Below are 17156 nucleotides of genomic sequence, written 5' to 3'. Positions count from 1 at the left end.
GATATGCCATGAGCCGCTTTTACCGCCTGGCCGTGATCTCCCATGCCGGGCAACCGCTGGCCGTCGTGGAGCAAGAAGGCAGGCTAGTTCCCGTCGCCGCCATCCTGGGCGAAGCGCCGGGTCCGCTGACCGGCCTGGGCCCGCTGCTGGCAGACTGGCCCCGCTGGTCGGCCGCCATTGAGGCCGCGTTGCCGGCCGCCGATGCCTTCGCTGACGCCATCCAGGCGACGGACGCGAAGTTCCTGCCGCCCGTGGCGGTGCCCGGCAAGCTGGTCTGCATCGGCGCCAACTATCATGATCACATCAACGAGATGCCGATCCCGATGGTGCCGAAATACCCGTTCAGCTTCATCAAGCCGCACAACAACACCCTGCGCGGCTCCGGCGCCCCCGTGAAGGCGCCCCAGGGCGTCGCCATGATGGATTACGAGGCGGAACTGGGCGTGGTCATCGGCGTGGAATGCGCCAACGTGCCCGCCGCCGAGGCCCTGTCCGTCGTTGCCGGCTATCTGAATTTCAACGATGTATCGGCCCGCGACTGGATCGAGAAGCGCCCGCCCATCGGCGTCGACTGGGTGATGCACAAGGGCTTCGACGGTTTCGCGCCCGTCGGCCCCTATCTGGTCCCCGCCCGGTTCGTGCCCGATCCGCAGGACCTGCCCATCCGCCTGTCGGTGAACGGCCAGACGCGGCAGGATTCCTCCACGGCACAGATGGTGTTCGGCGTGGCCCAGTGCATCGAGCACCTGTCGCGGATCATGACGCTCTATCCCGGCGACATCATCGGCACCGGCACGCCGGCCGGCGTCGCCCATGGGCGCAAGGACAAGGCCTATCTGGCGCCCGGCGACATCATCCGGATGGAGATCGGCCCGCTGGGCGAACTGGTGACGCCGGTGATCTGACAGGAGTGCATGCCATGGCCCAGGCCGGTCTTCTCTGGTCGATCAAGCGATCCTTTGCCGCCTATGTGGCGCGGCTGCCCGATGGCCGCCTGAGCCTGGATGACGGTGTCCGGCCGGCCGACGGCGACCAGCTGTACTTTGCCTTGGACGCCGGCGCGCACGATCTGTCCTTCGCGGGCGCCGTACGCTTCACGGGCCATTTCGGCATGCTGTCCGTCACCATCGCGGCACCTTCGCTGCTGCTGGACGCGCCGGAGTTGCGGGGCACGATGCTGGCCGGGCTGGGTGGCGCGGAACGTCGACCGCTGGTGCATTTCCGCTGTCGGTACAGCGACGACGCAATGCGTCTCCTGGCCGGCGACGTCCGTCTGGCAGCCGATGCCGTCGCCCTGTTCGGCGGCACCTATGGCGAGGGCGAGTGCTTCGATGATTTCGAGGTGCTTATGCCCGGTTCCGGCGAGGAGCGTGTTCAATGACCGGCAAAACCATGCCCGTCACGGGGAAGGGGACGGTCACCGGCGTTCCCGACCTGCCGCCCGGCTTCACCGACCTGTTCACCAGCGTCCGGGTGGATAGCGGCCGTCTGTGCCATCACGTCGTCCAGGGCGGCGATGGGCCGCCGCTTTTGATGCTGGCCGGCTGGCCGCAATGCTGGTTCGCCTGGCGCCACCTGATGCCGGCACTGGCTGCGCACCGGCGGCTGGTGGTGGCCGATCCGCGCGGGGTCAACCTTTCCGACAGACCGATGGACGGCTATGACAGCCGCAGCCAGGCGCTGGACATGTTCGCGCTGATGGATGCGCTGGGATATGGAGAATTCGATTTCCTGGGACACGATATCGGCATGTGGACCGGTTTCGCCATGGCCCGGAGCGCGCCGGAGAGGCTGCGCCGTCTGATCGTGGGTGAAGCCATGATACCGGGCGTCTCAGCTTCCCCGCCGCTGCTGCCGGCGGACCGGTTTCCCAGCGACCTGCTATCGCATTTCAATTTCAACCGGCTGCGCGGGGTCAACGAGCTGCTGGTGTCCGGCCGCGAGCATATCTATTTCGGCCATCAGTTCGCCACCAAGGCCGGACGCCCGGACGCCCTGTCCGCTCCGGCAAAGGAATTCTATATCGATCTGCTGCGCGACCCCGATGCCTTGCGTGCCAGTTTCGAATTCTACCGCGCCCTGGATATCAGCATTCCGCAGAACCAGGCGTGGCGGACCGGACCGAAGATCACCATTCCCGTCGCGACCTTCGCCGGGCGCCTGTGCGTGGGCGATGGGGTCGAACTGGAATGGCGCAGCATCGCCGAGGATGTGACTTCGCTGGTCATCGAGGATTGCGGCCACTATCCGGCCGAGGAAAAGCCCGAGGCGCTGCTGGCCTTCGTCGATGCCTTCCTGCGCCAGCCTTGAACATAAAGAGACGGGAGGAAACAGCGTGACACCGCTTCATTGCAACAAGCAGGGCAAGGTCGCCCTGATCACAGGTGCGGCCCAGGGCATCGGCCGCGCCTTCGCGGAGCGCCTGGCCGCCGAGGGCGCTACCGTCGTCGGTGTCGACCGCCAGGACATCCAGGGGTTCGAGACCGCGCTGAAGGATCTCGGCGCCGGCGACGCACACTATGCCCGCGTCGATGTGACGGACGAGGCGGCGGTGGAAGCGCTGGCGGCGCAGGTGCTGGATCGGTTCGGCCGCTGCGACATCCTGATCAACAATGTCGGCTTCACTCCGCGGGAACCGCTGGAACAGATCACGCTAGCGCAATGGCGGCTGGTCATGGCCGTCAATGTGGAAAGCTTCTTCCTGACCTGCCGCGCCTTCGTGCCGGCCATGAAGAGCAATGCCTACGGGCGCATCGTCAATATCTCCTCCGACACGGTCGGGCTGGTGATCGACGGCTTCGCCCATTACATCGCCTCGAAGGGGGCCGTCATCGGGCTGACGCGGGCGCTGGCCAGCGAGTTGGGGGAATGCGGCATCACGGTGAATTCCATCGCGCCGGGCCTGACCAAGACGCCCAACACCTTCTCCATGTTCCCAGACGGCAAGATGTTCGACCTGTCGGCCCAGGCCCAGGCCATCAAGCGTCCCTCCACGCCTGGCGACCTGGTCGGCGCGATGTCCTTCCTGACGTCGGACGATGCCGCCTTCTTGACCGGCCAGACCCTGATCATGAATGGCGGCCAGTTGCGCGCACTGTGATGGCCGTCCAAGTGACGGAAAAGGCAGGGCGTGACCCGACGGGTCACGCCCTGCCTTTTCGATGACATGTCGGATGATGCGGCGGCCCTCACGGGGCCGGTGCGTCCTCCGCCCCGACGGTGAGTGTCAGCAGGTCCCGGCCGACCACGACGGGACCGTCGAAGCCCTTCGACACGCCGGTGCCCAGCGCTTCGGTCTGGACCGGGTCCAGGTCCGGGTTGGCGATGTGGGACAGCACGACCTTCTTCACCCCGGCGTCGCGGGCGATCCGGGCCACGGCGTCGGGCGACAGGTGCTCGCGCTCCATATGCGCGATGATGCCCTTGTCGGCGCCCGGCGGCAGCGACGCAGCCCTGGCGACGAAGCGGGCCATGGCGGGGATGTCGATGATCTCGCTGACCAGTAGGTCGCTTCCCCTGGCTAGGTCCGACACGGCCTTGCCGGGTCCCGTGTCGCCCGTGAAGGTGACGGAACCGAACCGGCTGTCCACGCGATAGGAGAAGGAGAGATGGCGGCCCTGCGGCCCCTCCTTCAGCGCCACCGCGTCGTAATGCGTGTTCTCCACGGCGGTGACCTTGATCTTGTCATCCTGGTAGATCACGCCCGGCAAGGCGTTGACGGCCGCCGCCACCGCCGCCACGGGCGGGGTCTTCGGCGCCTGGGCGCGCAGCGTCTCTGTCGGCCAGGTGGCGAAACCGACGGCACCGTCCGTCATCTCCGCCGTGCCCGGCGGGCCGACCAGCCGCAGGGCGGGCAGGGGCATCCCAGCCATCAGGTAGCTCCACCGGAACATCAACAGGCCGGGAATGCCGGCCGTATGGTCGGTGTGCAGATGGGTGATGAAGACGGCGCGCAGGTCGCCCGTGGTCACACCGGCCTTGGCCAGCTGTCCCACGGTCCCCTCTCCCGCATCGATCAGATACGCGCTGCCATCCACCAGCAGCAGGTTGGCGGGCTGTGCCCGGTCGGGCCGGGCCAGGGGGCCGCCGGCCGTGCCCAGCAGCGTCAGCACCATGGCATTGCGCGAGCGGGCCAGCACCGGGTTCTCCACCGGCGCGGGCTCCTTCACGGCCGGTTCGGTGGCGCGGCCGGATGCCGGGGCCAGAAGGAGGGCCGCGGCCAGGAACAGGTGGGATGATTTCATGATGAGCTTCCGGATCGGTAATATCGGCCATCACGCCGGTGAGGGCTGAGAGGGATGATCTGAGGCCGAACGGATTTCATGGCATGGCTTCGCATGTCTCCCCCATTTTCGGGGGGAGACACGCAGGAGCCATCCTGGGGCAATTCCCATCAGGCCCCAATCGCCTTAGAACTCGAACCCCACGCGGACGCCGATCTCCCGGCCCAGCGAATAGACGCCGGTCTGGGCATCGCCGCTGAACGGCGACAGGGTGGCGAATTCCAGGGTGCGCTTGTCCGTCAGGTTCTTGGCGAACAGTGACAGGGTGGTCGACCCGTTGCCCAGCTTCACGCCGACATGCGCGTCGATCTTGGCATAGGCGCCCTGCCGCTGCAGCGGCTCGTTGTTGGGCGAGGCGTTGTAGCCGGACCGGGCGAACAGGGTGACGCCACCGACCATGTCGGTCTCCGCGCCCACGGGATGGGTGTAATCGACCGACAGCGCCCCCGTCCATTTCGAGCTGAACTGGGTGGGCGCACCGGACAGGCTCTGCACGCAGCCATTGGGCGTGCCATGGACTGCCGCATGCGCCAGCTTCTGCTCCAGCGTGCAGGGCTGCCCTGGATAGTCCAGGTACTTGGCGTCCAGATAGGCGGCGGAGCCGCTGACCCGCATGCCCCGGATCGGGACATAGTTGACGTCAAGCTCCAGGCCCTGCGTCCGCGCCTTGCCGACATTGGTGACGACGAAGCTGACCGTCTCGAACTGCGACGCCTGCAGGTCGGTGAAGGTGGTGCGGAAGGCCACCAGCGAGTAGTCCAGCCGCCGGTCCAGCAAGGTGCCCTTCAGGCCGGCTTCCACGGATTCCGCCCGCTCCGACGCGAACTGCGCGCCGGCCGGGGTGGGACCCGCCGCGTCCCCGGCATAGAAGTAGTCGAAGCCGCCCGCCTTCTGCCCGCGCACATACTTGAGGAACAGGTTGCTGTCGGGGGTCAGCTCGTACTGGATGACGGCCTGGGGCTGGAAGAAGCTGTCATCATATTCCAGGCCGGTGAAGACATGCGGCGGCACGCCGTTGTTGAGTGCCACGAACAGCCCGTCCAGCATGCGGTTGACGGACAGGATATCGGCCCGGCTACCGAAGGTCTTGCCGGGCACGACCATGCCGGGCACCAGGAACTGATCCGCCCGCTTATCGATCCAGCTCTGCCGCGCGCCCAGTTCCAGGCTGAACCGGTCGGTGAAGTGGTAGGTGACGTCAGCGAACAGGGAATAGCTGTTGGTGGTCTGGTCGAGATTGTTGTTCAGCGAGAAGGCGCTGAGCCCGCCGAACCCGTTCATGTTAAAATCGATGGCCGACCAGACGTCGAACGTATCGCGCTGGTAATAACCGCCGGCCGTCACATCCAGCTTGTCGAAGCTGCCCGTGTAGCGCAGTTCCTCGCTGAACTGCTTGTACCGGTAGGTCAGGAAGGCGTTCAGGACGGGCACGGGCGAGGCCGACGGCAGGGACTGCGCGAAATCCAGCGTCCGGAAGGCCGTGGTGGAATCCAGCGAGCCCTTGCCCAGGTCGTAGCTGATATCCGCCTGGTAGGTCTGGTTCTCCAGGCCGACGAAGGCCTTCTGGAAGAAGGGTGCCCCCTCCGACGTGATCGCCGTGCGGCCGTCGAACCGGGCATCGTCGAACATCAGGACCCGGCCGAAGGTCGGATGCGGGAAGATCGGCTGGCTGATGGCCTCGGCCCCCACCCCGCGCTCCTTCACGCGGCCATATTCGGCCTTCAGCGAGACCGTGAGATCGTCGGTGAGGTCAGCCTGGAGGATGCCGCGCAGGCCGTGGTTGCGCAGTTGCGGTTCGTCCCGGTCGGTCAGTAGGTTGTAGGTCGGGCCGTTGTCGCGGTTCTGGAAGAAGCCGGACAGGCGCAGGCCGACATCGGGCGTCAGCGGGATGGTGACGCCGCCCTGCGCCGTCACTTCGTCATGGTAGCCCTCGTAGCTGACGGAACCGTCGGCCGCGAAATCCGCACCGGGCTTGCGCGTGGTGATGTTCAGCGCGCCGGCCGTGGCGCTGTTGCCATACAGCAGGACCTGCGGCCCCTTCAGCACCTCCACTCGCTCCACATCGAACATGGGCAGGCGGATATCCTGGTCGCGGCCATAGGACACGTTGTCGATGAACTTGCCCACCGCCTGATCGAAGGAGATGTTGTTGCCCGAGCCGAAGCCACGGATCAGCGCGAAAGGCAGATTGGAGCCCGTGGAGACCGTGAAGTTCGGCACGCGCGAACTGAGGTCCACGACCTGATTGATCTTGGCCTCGGTCAGCAGGTCGCCGCCCAGCGCGGTAATCGACACGGGCACGTCGCGCAGGTTTTCCGTGCGCTTGCGCGCGGTGACGACAATGGGCTCAAGCTCCAGTTCGCCGGCCAGGGCGCTGCCCGCGCTGTCAACTCCGGCGGGCGCCTCCTGGGCCTGGACAGGGGCGATGGCGATGGCCGTCCCCAATAGCAGGCAATGGCGGAACCTCTTCATGCTCATATCCTCCCCTAGATCTTCATGTGTTATTGCTTGGAAGCCGGTTACCCGGAATTGAGACTTATACGTCCTATCAGCGCGCACTTTTGAGGTGAGTCCTGGCATCTAGCGCATCAGTGTATCCATATTACCGGAACCGACCAGACAAGACCTCATTTCGTTCTCGCGATTCAAAGACCATAGGCATACAGCCGCACTCAACCCAGCAAAGTCATAGTGTATCCAGTTTTGCAGGTCAAGTCCAAGCTGGAACGCTGGTCAGGCGACCTGCGCCGGTGCGGCCGCCAGTTGCTTCAGCGGGATGCCGGGATCGGCGAGAAGGGCTGGCGACGCCAGGGACTGCCCGACGACCAGGGCCTTGCCCTGGACATAGTCCCTTGTGGCGTTGACGCAATCCAGAGCGATGACCCTGCCCTGCCGCAGGTAAATCAGCGTGAAACCACCCGTGGCCGGATCACCGCGCAAGACGGTGGCGTCATGCCCGGCAGACAGGCCGACGGTCTGTAATTTCAGATCGTACTGGTTGGACCAGAACCAGGGCACGGACCGGTAGCAGGCGTCGCCACCCGTCAGCACCCTGGCCACCACGGCCGCCTGGTCGTTGGCATTCTGCACAGATTCCACACGGATCCAGGCGCCATCAGCGAAGGGGTTCGCATGCAGCGCGCAATCGCCGATGGCAAAGATGTCGGGCAGGCTGGTGCGACATTGAGCGTCGACCTCCACCCCATTGCCCCCGCGCGCGCCGGCCGCGATCAGCGGGGCCACTGCCGGCACGATGCCGATGCCGGCCACCACCATGTCGCAGGCAATGCGTGAACCATCGGCCAGACGCACGCCGGTCACCCGCCCTTCCCCGCCTTCCAGTTCTGACAGGACGGCGTTCAGGCGGAGATCGACGCCGTGGGCCCGATGCTGGGCCTCGAAGAACCGGGACAGCGCCTCTCCCGCGACGCGGGCCAGGACGCGGTCCTGCGCCTCCAGCACTGTGACGCGCTTGCCCCGCTTCACCAGCACGGCGGCGGCCTCCAGCCCGATATAACCGCCACCTACGATGACAACCCGGTCCACGCCGGGCAGTTCGGCTTGCAGGCGGTCGATATCGGCGCGCGTACGGATGGTATGGATACCGCCCAGCTCATGCCCCGGACAGGAAAGCCGGCGGGGAGCGCCACCGGCCGCCCAGACCAGGCGGCCATAGCCGACCGCCTCGCCATCATCCAGGGTCAGCGCGCGGCCGACCGGATCGACGGCGGCCACCCGCCGGCCCAGCAGCATGTCGACCGAGCGTTCCCGCCAGAATCCGGCGGGGCGGATCAAGATGCGCTCGAACCCCTTCTCGCCGGAAAGATACTCCTTCGACAACGGTGGTCTTTCATAAGGGAGTTCGCGTTCATCCCCGATGATCGCAACGCTCTCCCCGAACCCGTTCTGGCGCAACAGGGCTGCGGTCTGCGCCCCGCCATGCCCGGCGCCCACGATTACGACATCAAAACTCTTCATCGATATGCCCCTCCGGGCCTGCGGTTTGAGAGCCAGCGGCACACCATCCGGATGTCATTTCCGGCCGCGCCCGCAGCTCCAATAATGTATCCACATCTGGTGTGACGCAATATCATTATCCAGAACACATCAGCTTCCCTAAAGGCAGAATGAGCATACATCTATCTGATAAAAAACAAAATTTCTCAAAATTCCGGCAGGTTTCATGGCCGGATCATAACTCAACCCCTGGAACCAGATTGACGTTCACGTATCAACCATGACATAAGTGCATCCAATATAGGGCTCATGCCGTTGTGACGGCGCCCCCTGCCCCCATGGAGATGCCAATGCGACCAGTGACGGGCCGGCTAGCCGGGAAAACCTGTATCATCACGGGCTCCGGCGGCAGCATCGGACGCGCCTCCTGCCTGCGCTTCGCGGCGGAAGGCGCCAACGTGGTGGGGTGTGACATCGACCCGCAAGGCGCGGAGGAGACCCTGCGGCAGGTGCAGGCGCAAGGCGGCAGCATGATTTCCGTCAGCCCGGCCGATCTGATGCGCGCAGAGGATTGCGAGCGCGTCGTCACCGCCGCAATCGGGCATCACGGCGGCATCGACGTCCTGTTCAACAATGGCGCCATGGCCTATTTCGCCTGGATCGAGGAGATGGACGACGCCACATGGGCGCGAACCATCAACCAGGAACTGGACCTTGTGTTCCGCATGACACGCGCCGCCTGGCCGGCTCTGAAGAAGCGCGGTGGCGCCATCGTCAACAACGCTTCTATGTCGGCCTGGGTAGGGATTGAGCGGCTGCCGGGGCTGGCGCACTGCGCGGCCAAGGGCGGAGTGCTGGCCATGACCCGGCAACTGGCGATGGAAGGCCGCCACCATGGCATCCGCGTCAACAGCCTGTCGCCAGGCACCATCGAGACGACGCAGACGCGCATGATCAAGGAAGATCCCGACTGGTCGCGCGTGCAGTTGGGTCGCGCCATGCTGAACCGGATGGGCCAGCCGGAGGAGGTGGCCAGCGTGGCCGCCTTCCTGGCCAGCGAGGATGCCAGTTACGTGACCGGGGCCGACATCGCCGTGGATGGCGGCGTGCGGGCCTGGTGACCGAATTTCAAAAAGCAACGACAAGGAGGAACGATATGACCAGGGATGAGATGGTCGTGAACCTGTGGGAACGCGAAGCGGTTAAGAAGGTGATGCTGCGGTTCGGCCGCGCCTTGGACACGGGCGACTGGGCTGCCTACCGGTCCTGCTTTACCGACCCCATCACCGTCGATTTCCAGCGCCTCACCGGTCAGCCCATCGTGCAAGTCGACCCGGACCTGTTTACGCTGTTCGCCAGCCAAATCCTGGCCCCCGTCCGGCGCCACCACAGCTACTCCAACTGGGACATCAATGTGGAGGGCGACCATGCAGACGCGCTGGTCTACATGACCTCTCGCCACTGGAGGCAGACCGATTTCGGTGCCTCCGAAAATGCGCAATATGGCTGGTACGAGGTCCGGTTCATCAAACAGGGAAACGACTGGCTGATCACCCGCCTGAAACATGATTTCCAGTGGATCGGCGGCAACGCATCCCTGTTCGACCTGAATGATCCCTCGTTGATTGATACAATGGGGAAGCTCTTCAATGAGGATACTATACTCGCAGGGGCTACCACCTGAGACCAGACCCTGGTGATTGGACCTCACCGGGGTCTGGTTCGGCGTGGCTGTAACCTCGCATCTCGTGGCGCGTAGCCCAGTCGGACTCGGCTGCTGGTCGATGCAATTTGGGCGCGATGACAGGAAGAATTGCAGTCACACTTTATACGCCCAGGGACTATCACCTTCCGCATTTCGAACGCCTCGATGCAGTTGCACGCCAGCAGGTCGCGGGCGTGGGCAGGTCGCTTAACATCACCCCGCAACGAGCCAGAACCTCCGTTCGCAAAATCAACCCGATGTCCCATTTGTTTCAACGACGGACAGAATCACGCCAGCGTCACCGCCTGCAACCCATTTCCTATCTCATTGAACCAGTTCAATACCCTCCCGGACAGACACTTAGATAGGAAGATAATGATCGACCTCCGCCATCTGCGTGCAGCTGTCGCTGCCATGGAGCAACGAGGTCTTCGTCGCGCAGCAGAGACTTTGAGTGTCCAGCAATCCACTCTGAGCCGGTCGATCCAGGAATTGGAGAGCCACCTGGGCATCACCTTGTTCGAACGTTCGAACAAGGGTGTCAGGCCGACGCCGATGGGGCTGACCTTTCTGCGCGCCGCCGCGCAGGTGTTGCGGAACATAACGGAAATCATTGATGCAGCCCGCAAGGTCGGCAAGGGCCAAGCTGGCCGTCTGACCGCCGGGCTCTGCACCTCCTTCGCGAGCAGCCCACTGCGGCCGATACTGCAAGAATTCCTTCTGCGCTTTCCAGACGTGGAGCTGGGCATCAAGGAGGGCAGCCGCCGTCAATTGCTGGAAGGACTGGCGATCTACGAAATCGATATCGCATTTCTGCTTGGGCAGGCGCCAGTGGACGATTGCAGCCTGCTACCCCTGTGGACCGAGCAGATTGTAGCGGCACTGCCCGAACAGCACCTGCTTGCCGGACGTTCACAGCTTTCCTGGCCGGACCTGAAAGGCGAAACTATTCAGATCAGCCGCCGCGATCCCGGCCCCGAATTGCTGGACCTCCTGAAAAGCAAGGTTGTCTCTCCCGGCGATGCTTTGGGTATCTGTCAGCAAGATGTCAGCCTTGAAAGCCTGCTGACGCTCGTCGGCATGGGGAGAGGCGTCACGCTGCTGACGGAAGCCTATGCCGGCTTGCAGGTGCCTGGCGTGGTCTACCGGGAGCTCCATGATGGTACCAGTCCGACACTTGTTCGCAGCAGCGCCTATTGGAACGAGGCCAATGACAACCCGGTCCGCAAGCGCTTCCTGACGCTGCTCAAGGAACGGTATCCGCCCTGGAAGCCGAATGGCGGTTGATCCCATTCGCGATCAGGGGCTCCAGCACAAGGTCACGGGTCACCATCACCTTGACCGGAAAGCCCGGCCGGATGGTCAGTGTGGGCTGGATGGAGAGCTGGCGGCGGACAATTTCCTGGCCGGTCTGGCTGACGGTGTCCTGGCCGCCCCTGCGCAAGGCGTGGATGAGCGCGCTTTCCTCATCATCCACGCCGGCATCGGCGCCGATGCCCAGCAGGGTGGACAGCAGCGCCGCCTTGAACAGTCCGCCCCAATGATAATCGGTGTCATCCTCCAATCCGGCCTGCCCCTGCGGATCGGTGCCGGGAAGCCCTTCCAGCAGAAGCGACCGGCCATCCGGCAGGATCAGGCGCGTCCAGGCCAGCAGCAGCCGGCTCTGGCCGAAGGCAACCTGGCTGTCATAGCGCCCGACCAGCCGTGCCCCCTGGGGAATGAGGAGATGGCGGCCTGTCAGACTATCATGGACGTTTTCGGTCACCTGGGCGGTGACCTGTCCCGGCAGGTCGGACCGGATGCCAGTGACAAGGGCCGCCGGAATGATGGCGCCAGCCTGGAGCAGGTATGGCGATGGGGGATCGGCCAGACGTTCGCGGCTGACAACCTGCTGGTCGACCGGCGCGTCGAGGAAGGCCTGCTGCCGATCCGGTGCCAGCGTCGGCGCTGCGCTGCCGCCATCGGAAATGGCTGATGCAGTCTGCTCCGGCCTCGTGGTCTCTTGGGACCGACTGTTGCCGCCGACAAACAGGCGGCTCATCCGGGCCGCCTCCTGTTCCTGGATCAGCGGCTGCTGTCGCGGATCGGGCAGAGGCATCGCCGATGCTGCGTCCGCCGACGCGCCCTGTTGCAAGGCGAGCAGCGGCCGGCCCAGGTCGCCCGGCAGCGGCGGACCCAGCTTGGGGACGTCACCATAATCACGCGGCAGACCCGCGATGCCGTCCGCCGTCGCGTGACTGTCGATATTGTGCCGGTTCGGCAGGATCTCCTGACGCCGCTCGCGCAGCGTCATGACCAGGATGGCGCCCAGTGTGAGCCCTGCCACCAGGGCCGCCAGCAACACCACCCGGCGCGACAGGCGGACAACGCGCGGCGGATCCGGCCGCAGCCGTAGGTCCACGGGCTCCATCGGTGCCGCCCCGCTCATGACGGCCGCTTCCCGTCTCTGCGGGCGATGCGGACCACCTGCTGCGGTTCCGTCCCCAGCCGCAGTTCCGCCGCCGCAAACAGCCGGTCGATGATCATGTGCCGGCCCCGCACCCGGTAGTTCACCAGTTCGCCCTGTCCCTCCGGTCCGATGACCAGCAGCGGCGGCATCTCGCCCTGGGCGATGCCGGCGGGGAATTCGATGAAGACCTGCCGGCCATCATCATAGGCGCGCAGCGGCCGCCAGGGCGGTTCGTCGCCATCAATGACGTAACGGAAATTCAACGCCGTCACGTCGATGCCGCTGGCGACGGGATCAGCCGCCTCGGCAACCTCGTTGCGGCGGCGGAGCACGATAAGCTGGTCCTGCGGATAGAGCCAGGAGACCGAGGCCATGTAGGTCTCCTCCGTCGAGCGCAGTTCGAGATGGTAGGTGCGGCGGTCGGTGTTGATGACAAGGTTGGTGACCAGGCCGGGTCGGGTCGGCTTGACCAGGACATGGATACGCCTGGCCGCGCCGCTGCCGCTCTCGGTGTCGCCGATGATCCAGCGCACGGTGTCGCCGGCCGCCACCGGACCGCTGCCGACCAGGCGCTCGCCTTCCTGGAGAGCGATGTCCGTCACCTGCCCCGGGGCGGCGTAGAGCTGGTAGAGGGCGCCCTCGCTATAGGGATAGACCTGCATGGCGTTGATGTAGCCGTCCCGCACCGGCTCTATCCTGGCCGCGGCATTGGCCAGCGCCACCCGGCTGGCGGGATCGGGCAGCTCGGCGGTCACCGGCGCCGGCTTCAACTGCCCGGGCAGCGGCAAGGGCGTCGGCACCTCGACCAGTTCGACGGGCCGGGACGGTTCTGCCATTGGCGCGGCCGGAACGGCATCGTCATAGGCGATGACGGGGGGCCGGCGCGGCGGCGCGGTGCAACCTGCCAGGGCCGTTGCCAGCAGCAGGCAGCCCGCCAGGGGAAGTGTCGGCGGCATCATGGTGCAAGCTCCTTCGACCAGCTGAAGGCGGTGACATAGATGCCCAGCGGGTTCCGGCGCAGCCGGTCGGCATCGCGGGAGGGCTGGATCGTGATGGTGAGGATGGCGGTCCAGCGCTCCGTGGCCGCCAGGGCACCGTCGCGGTAATGGCGCTCGGTCCAGGCGACGCGGAAACTTTCGTCCGACGCGCGCAGCACGCTGGCGATGTCCACGGCGGCCTGCTGAGTGCCGACACGGCCGAACGGGTCGTCGGCGCGGGCATGGTCGTTGAGGGCGGCGGCCCCCCGGTCACTGGTGAACTCATAGGCGCGCAGCCAGTTCTGCCGCAGCACCACGGGATCGGCCGGCAGCGATCGCACCTGCTCGATGAAGCGGGCCAAGTGCCAGGCGACCTGGGCGTCGGTGGGACTATAGTCGGCGACGGCCGGTCCCACGGCCTGGGCGGCACCCTGGCCATCCACCTGCACCACCCAGGGGATGATGGTGCCGCGCGAGACCTGCCAGACAAGCGCGCCAGCCAGCCCCATGGCGAGGCCCAGGCAGCCGAAGGCCATCAGCCGCCAGTTGCGGGCCTGCACGCGGGCGGCGCCGATGCGCTCGTCCCAGGCCTGGGCCGCCCGTTGATAGGGCGTCTCGGGCTGTGGGGTACGGCCGTAATGCGCACTGGCACGGCGGAACGGGTTCATCATTTGTCATCCTGCTGGAGGGGAACCGAGGCCGAGCCGCCGCCGCCATCACCGGAAGCGACGCTGTGCGCAGCCAGGGCCGCTCCATGCGCCATGGTCTGCCGGCGCTTCATGGCCTGTGCCCAGGCCGGTGGGCCGGGTTCGGTAGTTGCAAACGCTGGGGATGGCGCCGGAGCAGTGCCACTGCCGGCCCGATAGCTGTCCCGCATGGCCGCACCGGCCCTGGTCGCCGCCTGGCGCAACGGTGATGTGGAAGCGGCGGCACCGGCCTTGCCACCCTGCCGGTAGGCAGTCTGGGCGCCCCCGGCGAGACGGGCGCCGCCCTGGGCCATGGCACCGACGGCGCGGCCGGCACCCGCCATGGCCGCCAGCCCGGCGCCCATGACAGCGGCAGCCCCCAGGCCACCGGCGGCCAGACCGGTGCCGACGGCAGCCCCGGCCCCGAGCTGCGGCGCCCCGGATACCAGGCCGGTGGCGATACCGGGCCCGAAGATGCCCAGCCCGAACAGAGACAGGGCGGCCAGCACCATGGACATGGCCTCGCCGATGGTCGGCTGCCGGCCGGCGAAATCGACGGCGAATTCCCCGAACAGGCCGGAGCCGATGCCGACGATGACGGCCAGGACCAGCACTTTGACGCCACAGGCGACGATGTTGCCCAGCACCTTCTCCGCCAGGAAGGCGGTACGACCGAACAGCGCGAAGGGGATCAGCACGAATCCTGCCAGCGTCGTCAGCTTGAACTCGATCAGCGTCACGAAGAGCTGGATGGCCAGCAGGAAGAACGCCGCCACCACCAGCAGCCAGGCCAGCATCAGCACGATGATCAGCACGAAATTCTCGAAGAAGCTGCCGAAGCCCATCAGCGCCTCGGCCCCGTCCAGCAGCGGCTGCGCCGCCGTCAGCCCGGCATCGGCCAGCCTTCCCGGTTGCAGGAAGCCGGCCGCGTCCAGGGTCGAGCCGCCGGCCTTCAGGCCCAGGCCCGTGAAGCTGTCGAACAGAATGCGGGCCAGCTGGTTGAAATTGCCGATGAGAAAGGCGAAGAAGCCGATGGAAAGCGTCTTGCGCACCAGCCGGTGCAGGATGTCCTCGTCTGCCCCCCAGGCCCAGAACAGCCCTGCCAGGGTCAGATCGAGGACGATCAGCGCCGAGCTGAGATAGGCGACCTCCCCGCCCAGCAGGCCGAAGCCGCTGTCGATATAGCGGGTGAAGACGGCCAGGAAATGGTCGATGATGCCGGTATTGTTCATGGCGCATCCCCCCGGCCCATGAACTGCCGCCGCATCTCCGCCCAGGTGCCCCGGCAACCCTCATCCTCTGCCGCCGCCAGCCCCAATTCACGGCAGCGCCGCAACTCGGCATGCAGGGCCGCGACCTCCGGTGCCACGAGCGTTGCTGTCGGTGGCGGCGGTTCCGGCCGCCGGGCCAGCAGGCCTGCCCCGACCGCGCCCAGCATCAGCAGGGCCGTGTACAGGCAGAGCAAGGCGACGATCCTGGTCCCGCGCATCCTGGCCTCCCTCATTCGGTGAACATGCGGACGGGCTGGGGCTGATAGGGTTCGATCTGCCGGAAGCGCCGATACTGTTCCCGTGCCTGGAGCGCGTCGCTCGCCAGCCGGGCCTGCGCCAGGGCGTCGGCCCGCGCATTGGCCGCCAGCAGGGCCGTGAGGTCGGCCAGCTGCTGCGACTGCACGGCCAGCAGCTGGTTACCAGCCTGCGCCGCCTGCAGGCCGCCGACGGCCGACTGGCTGGCATCGACCAAGGTGCTGGTGCGGGCCTGCACGGTCGCCAGGTTCTCCACGGCACCGGCCCCGACAGTCAGGGACTGGCGGTATCCGGTCAGCGACAGGTCCCAGCGGTGGCGGGCATCGGCCAGCAGCCGCGCATCCGGCAGGGCCGGATCAATGCGGTCGGGATAGGCCTCATTGAATTGCCGCTCCAGCGTCTCGACATTGTAGGTGATGCCGTTGGCCCGGTGCAGCAGCCCCTGGATGCGGGCGAAGGTGCCGTCGATGTCGGTTTGCAGCGACAGCGGCAGGCCGGCCAGATGCCGGGACTGGTTCAGCAGCATCTGCGCCTGGTTGCGAAGGGAAGCCACCTGGTTATGGATCTGTTCCAGGGCGCGGGCCGCCTGCAACAGGTTCTGGGCATGGTTGCTGGGGTCGTAGACGGTGAGGCCGGATGCCTCCGCGCCCAGCGCCAGCGAGACGGCAGCGGCGGCCAGCCAGCGGTGACAAGCTCTCATGATGCATCCTCCCCATCGGCCAGCAGGTCGGCGGCCCAGTCGAGGCCGCGCCGGCGTAGCCAGGCCGCGGCGAAACCGGCCTTGTCCTGGCGGGCCAGCGTCTCGGTGATGGCCGCATGGTCGGTCCTGGAGGAGACGGCCGTGAAGGCCAGGGCCACCTCGCCCAGCGCCAGCTCGAACAGCCGGTTGCCCTGGGGCGACTGGCAGTAATAGTCGCGCTTGGGCGTGGCCGCGGCGATGATGCCGACCTGCCGGGTGTTCAGCCCGAAACGGCGATAGATGCCGGCGATCTGTGGCTCCAGTGCCCGCTCGTTGGGCAGGAACAGCCGCGTCGGGCAGCTCTCGATCAGCACCGGCGCGATGGGGCTGCGCTCGATATCGGCCAGGGACTGCGTGGCGAAGATCACGGCGGCGTTCTTCTTGCGCAGGGTCTTCAGCCATTCGCGCAGCTGGCGGGCGAAGCCCTCCTCCTCCAGCACCAGCCAGCCCTCGTCGATGATCAGCAAGGTCGGACGCCCGTCCAGCCGGGCCTCGATGCGGTGGAACAGATAGGTCAGCACCGGCAGGGCGGCGGCCGTGCCGATCAACCCCTCGGTCTCGAAGGCCTGGACATCCGAAGCACCCAGACGCTCGGCCTCGGCATCCAGCAGCCGGCCATGAGCACCGCCCAGACAATAGGGCCGCAGCGCCTGCTTCAGCGGTGCCGCTTGCAGCAGCGCCGCCAGCCCGGTCAGGGTCCGCTGTGCCGGCGGCGCCGAGGCCAGCGAAGCCAGGGCCGACCAGACGTGCTCGCGCGCGGCCGGATCGACTTTGATGCCCTCCTGACGCAGGATCTGCTCGATCCAGCCGGCGGCCCAGGCCCGCTCCACTGCC

General features: G+C 66.3%; 17 protein-coding genes. 7 read left to right on the top strand and 10 right to left on the bottom strand.

What is annotated here, in order from left to right; genetic code table 11:
• Positions 1-8 precede the first annotated feature (8 nt).
• The 4 genes from ACM9LZ_RS23135 to ACM9LZ_RS23120 are packed head-to-tail and all read left to right on the top strand — an operon-like array spanning position 9 to position 3100.
• Positions 9-905: a fumarylacetoacetate hydrolase family protein gene (locus tag ACM9LZ_RS23135; protein ID WP_416621887.1), complete on the top strand. Its 897-nt coding sequence runs from the start codon at positions 9-11 to the stop codon at positions 903-905.
• 14 nt (positions 906-919) lie between these two features.
• A complete protein-coding gene (locus tag ACM9LZ_RS23130) occupies positions 920-1381 on the top strand; it encodes an HtaA domain-containing protein (protein ID WP_416621886.1) in 462 nt (153 codons plus the stop codon).
• Positions 1378-2310, top strand: coding sequence for an alpha/beta fold hydrolase (locus tag ACM9LZ_RS23125; RefSeq protein WP_416621885.1), 933 nt, complete (start codon positions 1378-1380; stop codon positions 2308-2310). Before ACM9LZ_RS23130 ends, ACM9LZ_RS23125 begins: the two co-directional genes overlap by 4 nt.
• Positions 2311-2335: 25 nt before the next feature.
• Positions 2336-3100 (top strand): SDR family NAD(P)-dependent oxidoreductase, encoded by a 765-nt coding sequence (locus ACM9LZ_RS23120; protein ID WP_416621884.1) that lies wholly within the window; start codon positions 2336-2338, stop codon positions 3098-3100.
• Positions 3101-3188: 88 nt separating this feature from the next.
• On the opposite strand, the gene ACM9LZ_RS23115 is transcribed toward ACM9LZ_RS23120, so the two are convergent.
• From ACM9LZ_RS23115 to ACM9LZ_RS23105, 3 genes are all read right to left on the bottom strand, one after another.
• The gene (locus ACM9LZ_RS23115; protein WP_416621883.1) at positions 3189-4244 is read right to left on the bottom strand and encodes an MBL fold metallo-hydrolase; all 1056 of its coding nucleotides are present in this window, start codon (positions 4242-4244) and stop codon (positions 3189-3191) included.
• A gap of 165 nt (positions 4245-4409) precedes the next feature.
• The gene (locus tag ACM9LZ_RS23110) at positions 4410-6755 is read right to left on the bottom strand and encodes a TonB-dependent receptor (protein WP_416621882.1); all 2346 of its coding nucleotides are present in this window, start codon (positions 6753-6755) and stop codon (positions 4410-4412) included.
• A 261-nt stretch (positions 6756-7016) separates the two neighbouring features.
• Positions 7017-8261, bottom strand: a complete 1245-nt coding sequence (locus tag ACM9LZ_RS23105) for an NAD(P)/FAD-dependent oxidoreductase (protein ID WP_416621881.1) — start codon at positions 8259-8261, stop codon at positions 7017-7019.
• Positions 8262-8590: 329 nt separating this feature from the next.
• Here ACM9LZ_RS23105 and ACM9LZ_RS23100 point away from each other — a divergent pair, with 329 nt between their 5' ends.
• The 3 genes from ACM9LZ_RS23100 (at position 8591) to ACM9LZ_RS23090 (ending at position 11232) form a co-directional block, all read left to right on the top strand.
• On the top strand, positions 8591-9361 hold the full coding sequence (locus ACM9LZ_RS23100; RefSeq protein ID WP_416621880.1) for an SDR family NAD(P)-dependent oxidoreductase: 771 nt from the start codon (positions 8591-8593) through the stop codon (positions 9359-9361).
• 35 nt (positions 9362-9396) lie between these two features.
• Positions 9397-9924, top strand: a complete 528-nt coding sequence (locus ACM9LZ_RS23095) for a nuclear transport factor 2 family protein (RefSeq protein WP_416621879.1) — start codon at positions 9397-9399, stop codon at positions 9922-9924.
• Positions 9925-10320: 396 nt separating this feature from the next.
• Complete coding sequence (locus tag ACM9LZ_RS23090; RefSeq protein ID WP_416621878.1) at positions 10321-11232, top strand: LysR family transcriptional regulator; 912 nt, start codon at positions 10321-10323, stop codon at positions 11230-11232.
• Here ACM9LZ_RS23090 and ACM9LZ_RS23085 read toward each other — a convergent pair.
• The 7 genes from ACM9LZ_RS23085 to ACM9LZ_RS23055 all read right to left on the bottom strand — a co-directional run.
• Positions 11192-12373, bottom strand: coding sequence for a TraB/TrbI/VirB10 family type IV secretion system protein (locus ACM9LZ_RS23085; RefSeq protein ID WP_416621877.1), 1182 nt, complete (start codon positions 12371-12373; stop codon positions 11192-11194). The two genes, ACM9LZ_RS23090 and ACM9LZ_RS23085, sit on opposite strands and share 41 nt — an antisense overlap.
• On the bottom strand, positions 12370-13353 hold the full coding sequence (trbG, locus tag ACM9LZ_RS23080) for a P-type conjugative transfer protein TrbG (protein WP_416621876.1): 984 nt from the start codon (positions 13351-13353) through the stop codon (positions 12370-12372). Before trbG ends, ACM9LZ_RS23085 begins: the two co-directional genes overlap by 4 nt.
• A complete protein-coding gene (trbF, locus tag ACM9LZ_RS23075; RefSeq protein ID WP_465123047.1) occupies positions 13350-14042 on the bottom strand; it encodes a conjugal transfer protein TrbF in 693 nt (230 codons plus the stop codon). The genes trbG and trbF overlap by 4 nt, the downstream gene beginning before the upstream one ends.
• Positions 14039-15289, bottom strand: a complete 1251-nt coding sequence (gene trbL / locus ACM9LZ_RS23070; RefSeq protein WP_416621875.1) for a P-type conjugative transfer protein TrbL — start codon at positions 15287-15289, stop codon at positions 14039-14041. Before trbL ends, trbF begins: the two co-directional genes overlap by 4 nt.
• Positions 15286-15546: a putative entry exclusion protein TrbK-alt gene (gene trbK-alt / locus ACM9LZ_RS23065; RefSeq protein ID WP_416621874.1), complete on the bottom strand. Its 261-nt coding sequence runs from the start codon at positions 15544-15546 to the stop codon at positions 15286-15288. Before trbK-alt ends, trbL begins: the two co-directional genes overlap by 4 nt.
• Before the next feature lie 11 nt (positions 15547-15557).
• The gene (trbJ, locus tag ACM9LZ_RS23060) at positions 15558-16283 is read right to left on the bottom strand and encodes a P-type conjugative transfer protein TrbJ (protein ID WP_416621873.1); all 726 of its coding nucleotides are present in this window, start codon (positions 16281-16283) and stop codon (positions 15558-15560) included.
• Positions 16280-17156: TraG/VirB4 family ATPase (locus ACM9LZ_RS23055; RefSeq protein ID WP_465123046.1), on the bottom strand; the 877-nt coding region annotated here is incomplete at its 5' end. The genes ACM9LZ_RS23055 and trbJ, both read right to left, overlap by 4 nt.

It is taken from the genome of Niveispirillum fermenti (genome assembly GCF_048066175.1).
In the GTDB taxonomy this organism is placed as follows: Bacteria; Pseudomonadota; Alphaproteobacteria; order Azospirillales; family Azospirillaceae; genus Niveispirillum; species Niveispirillum fermenti.
This window is presented reverse-complemented; position numbering and strand designations above follow the sequence as displayed.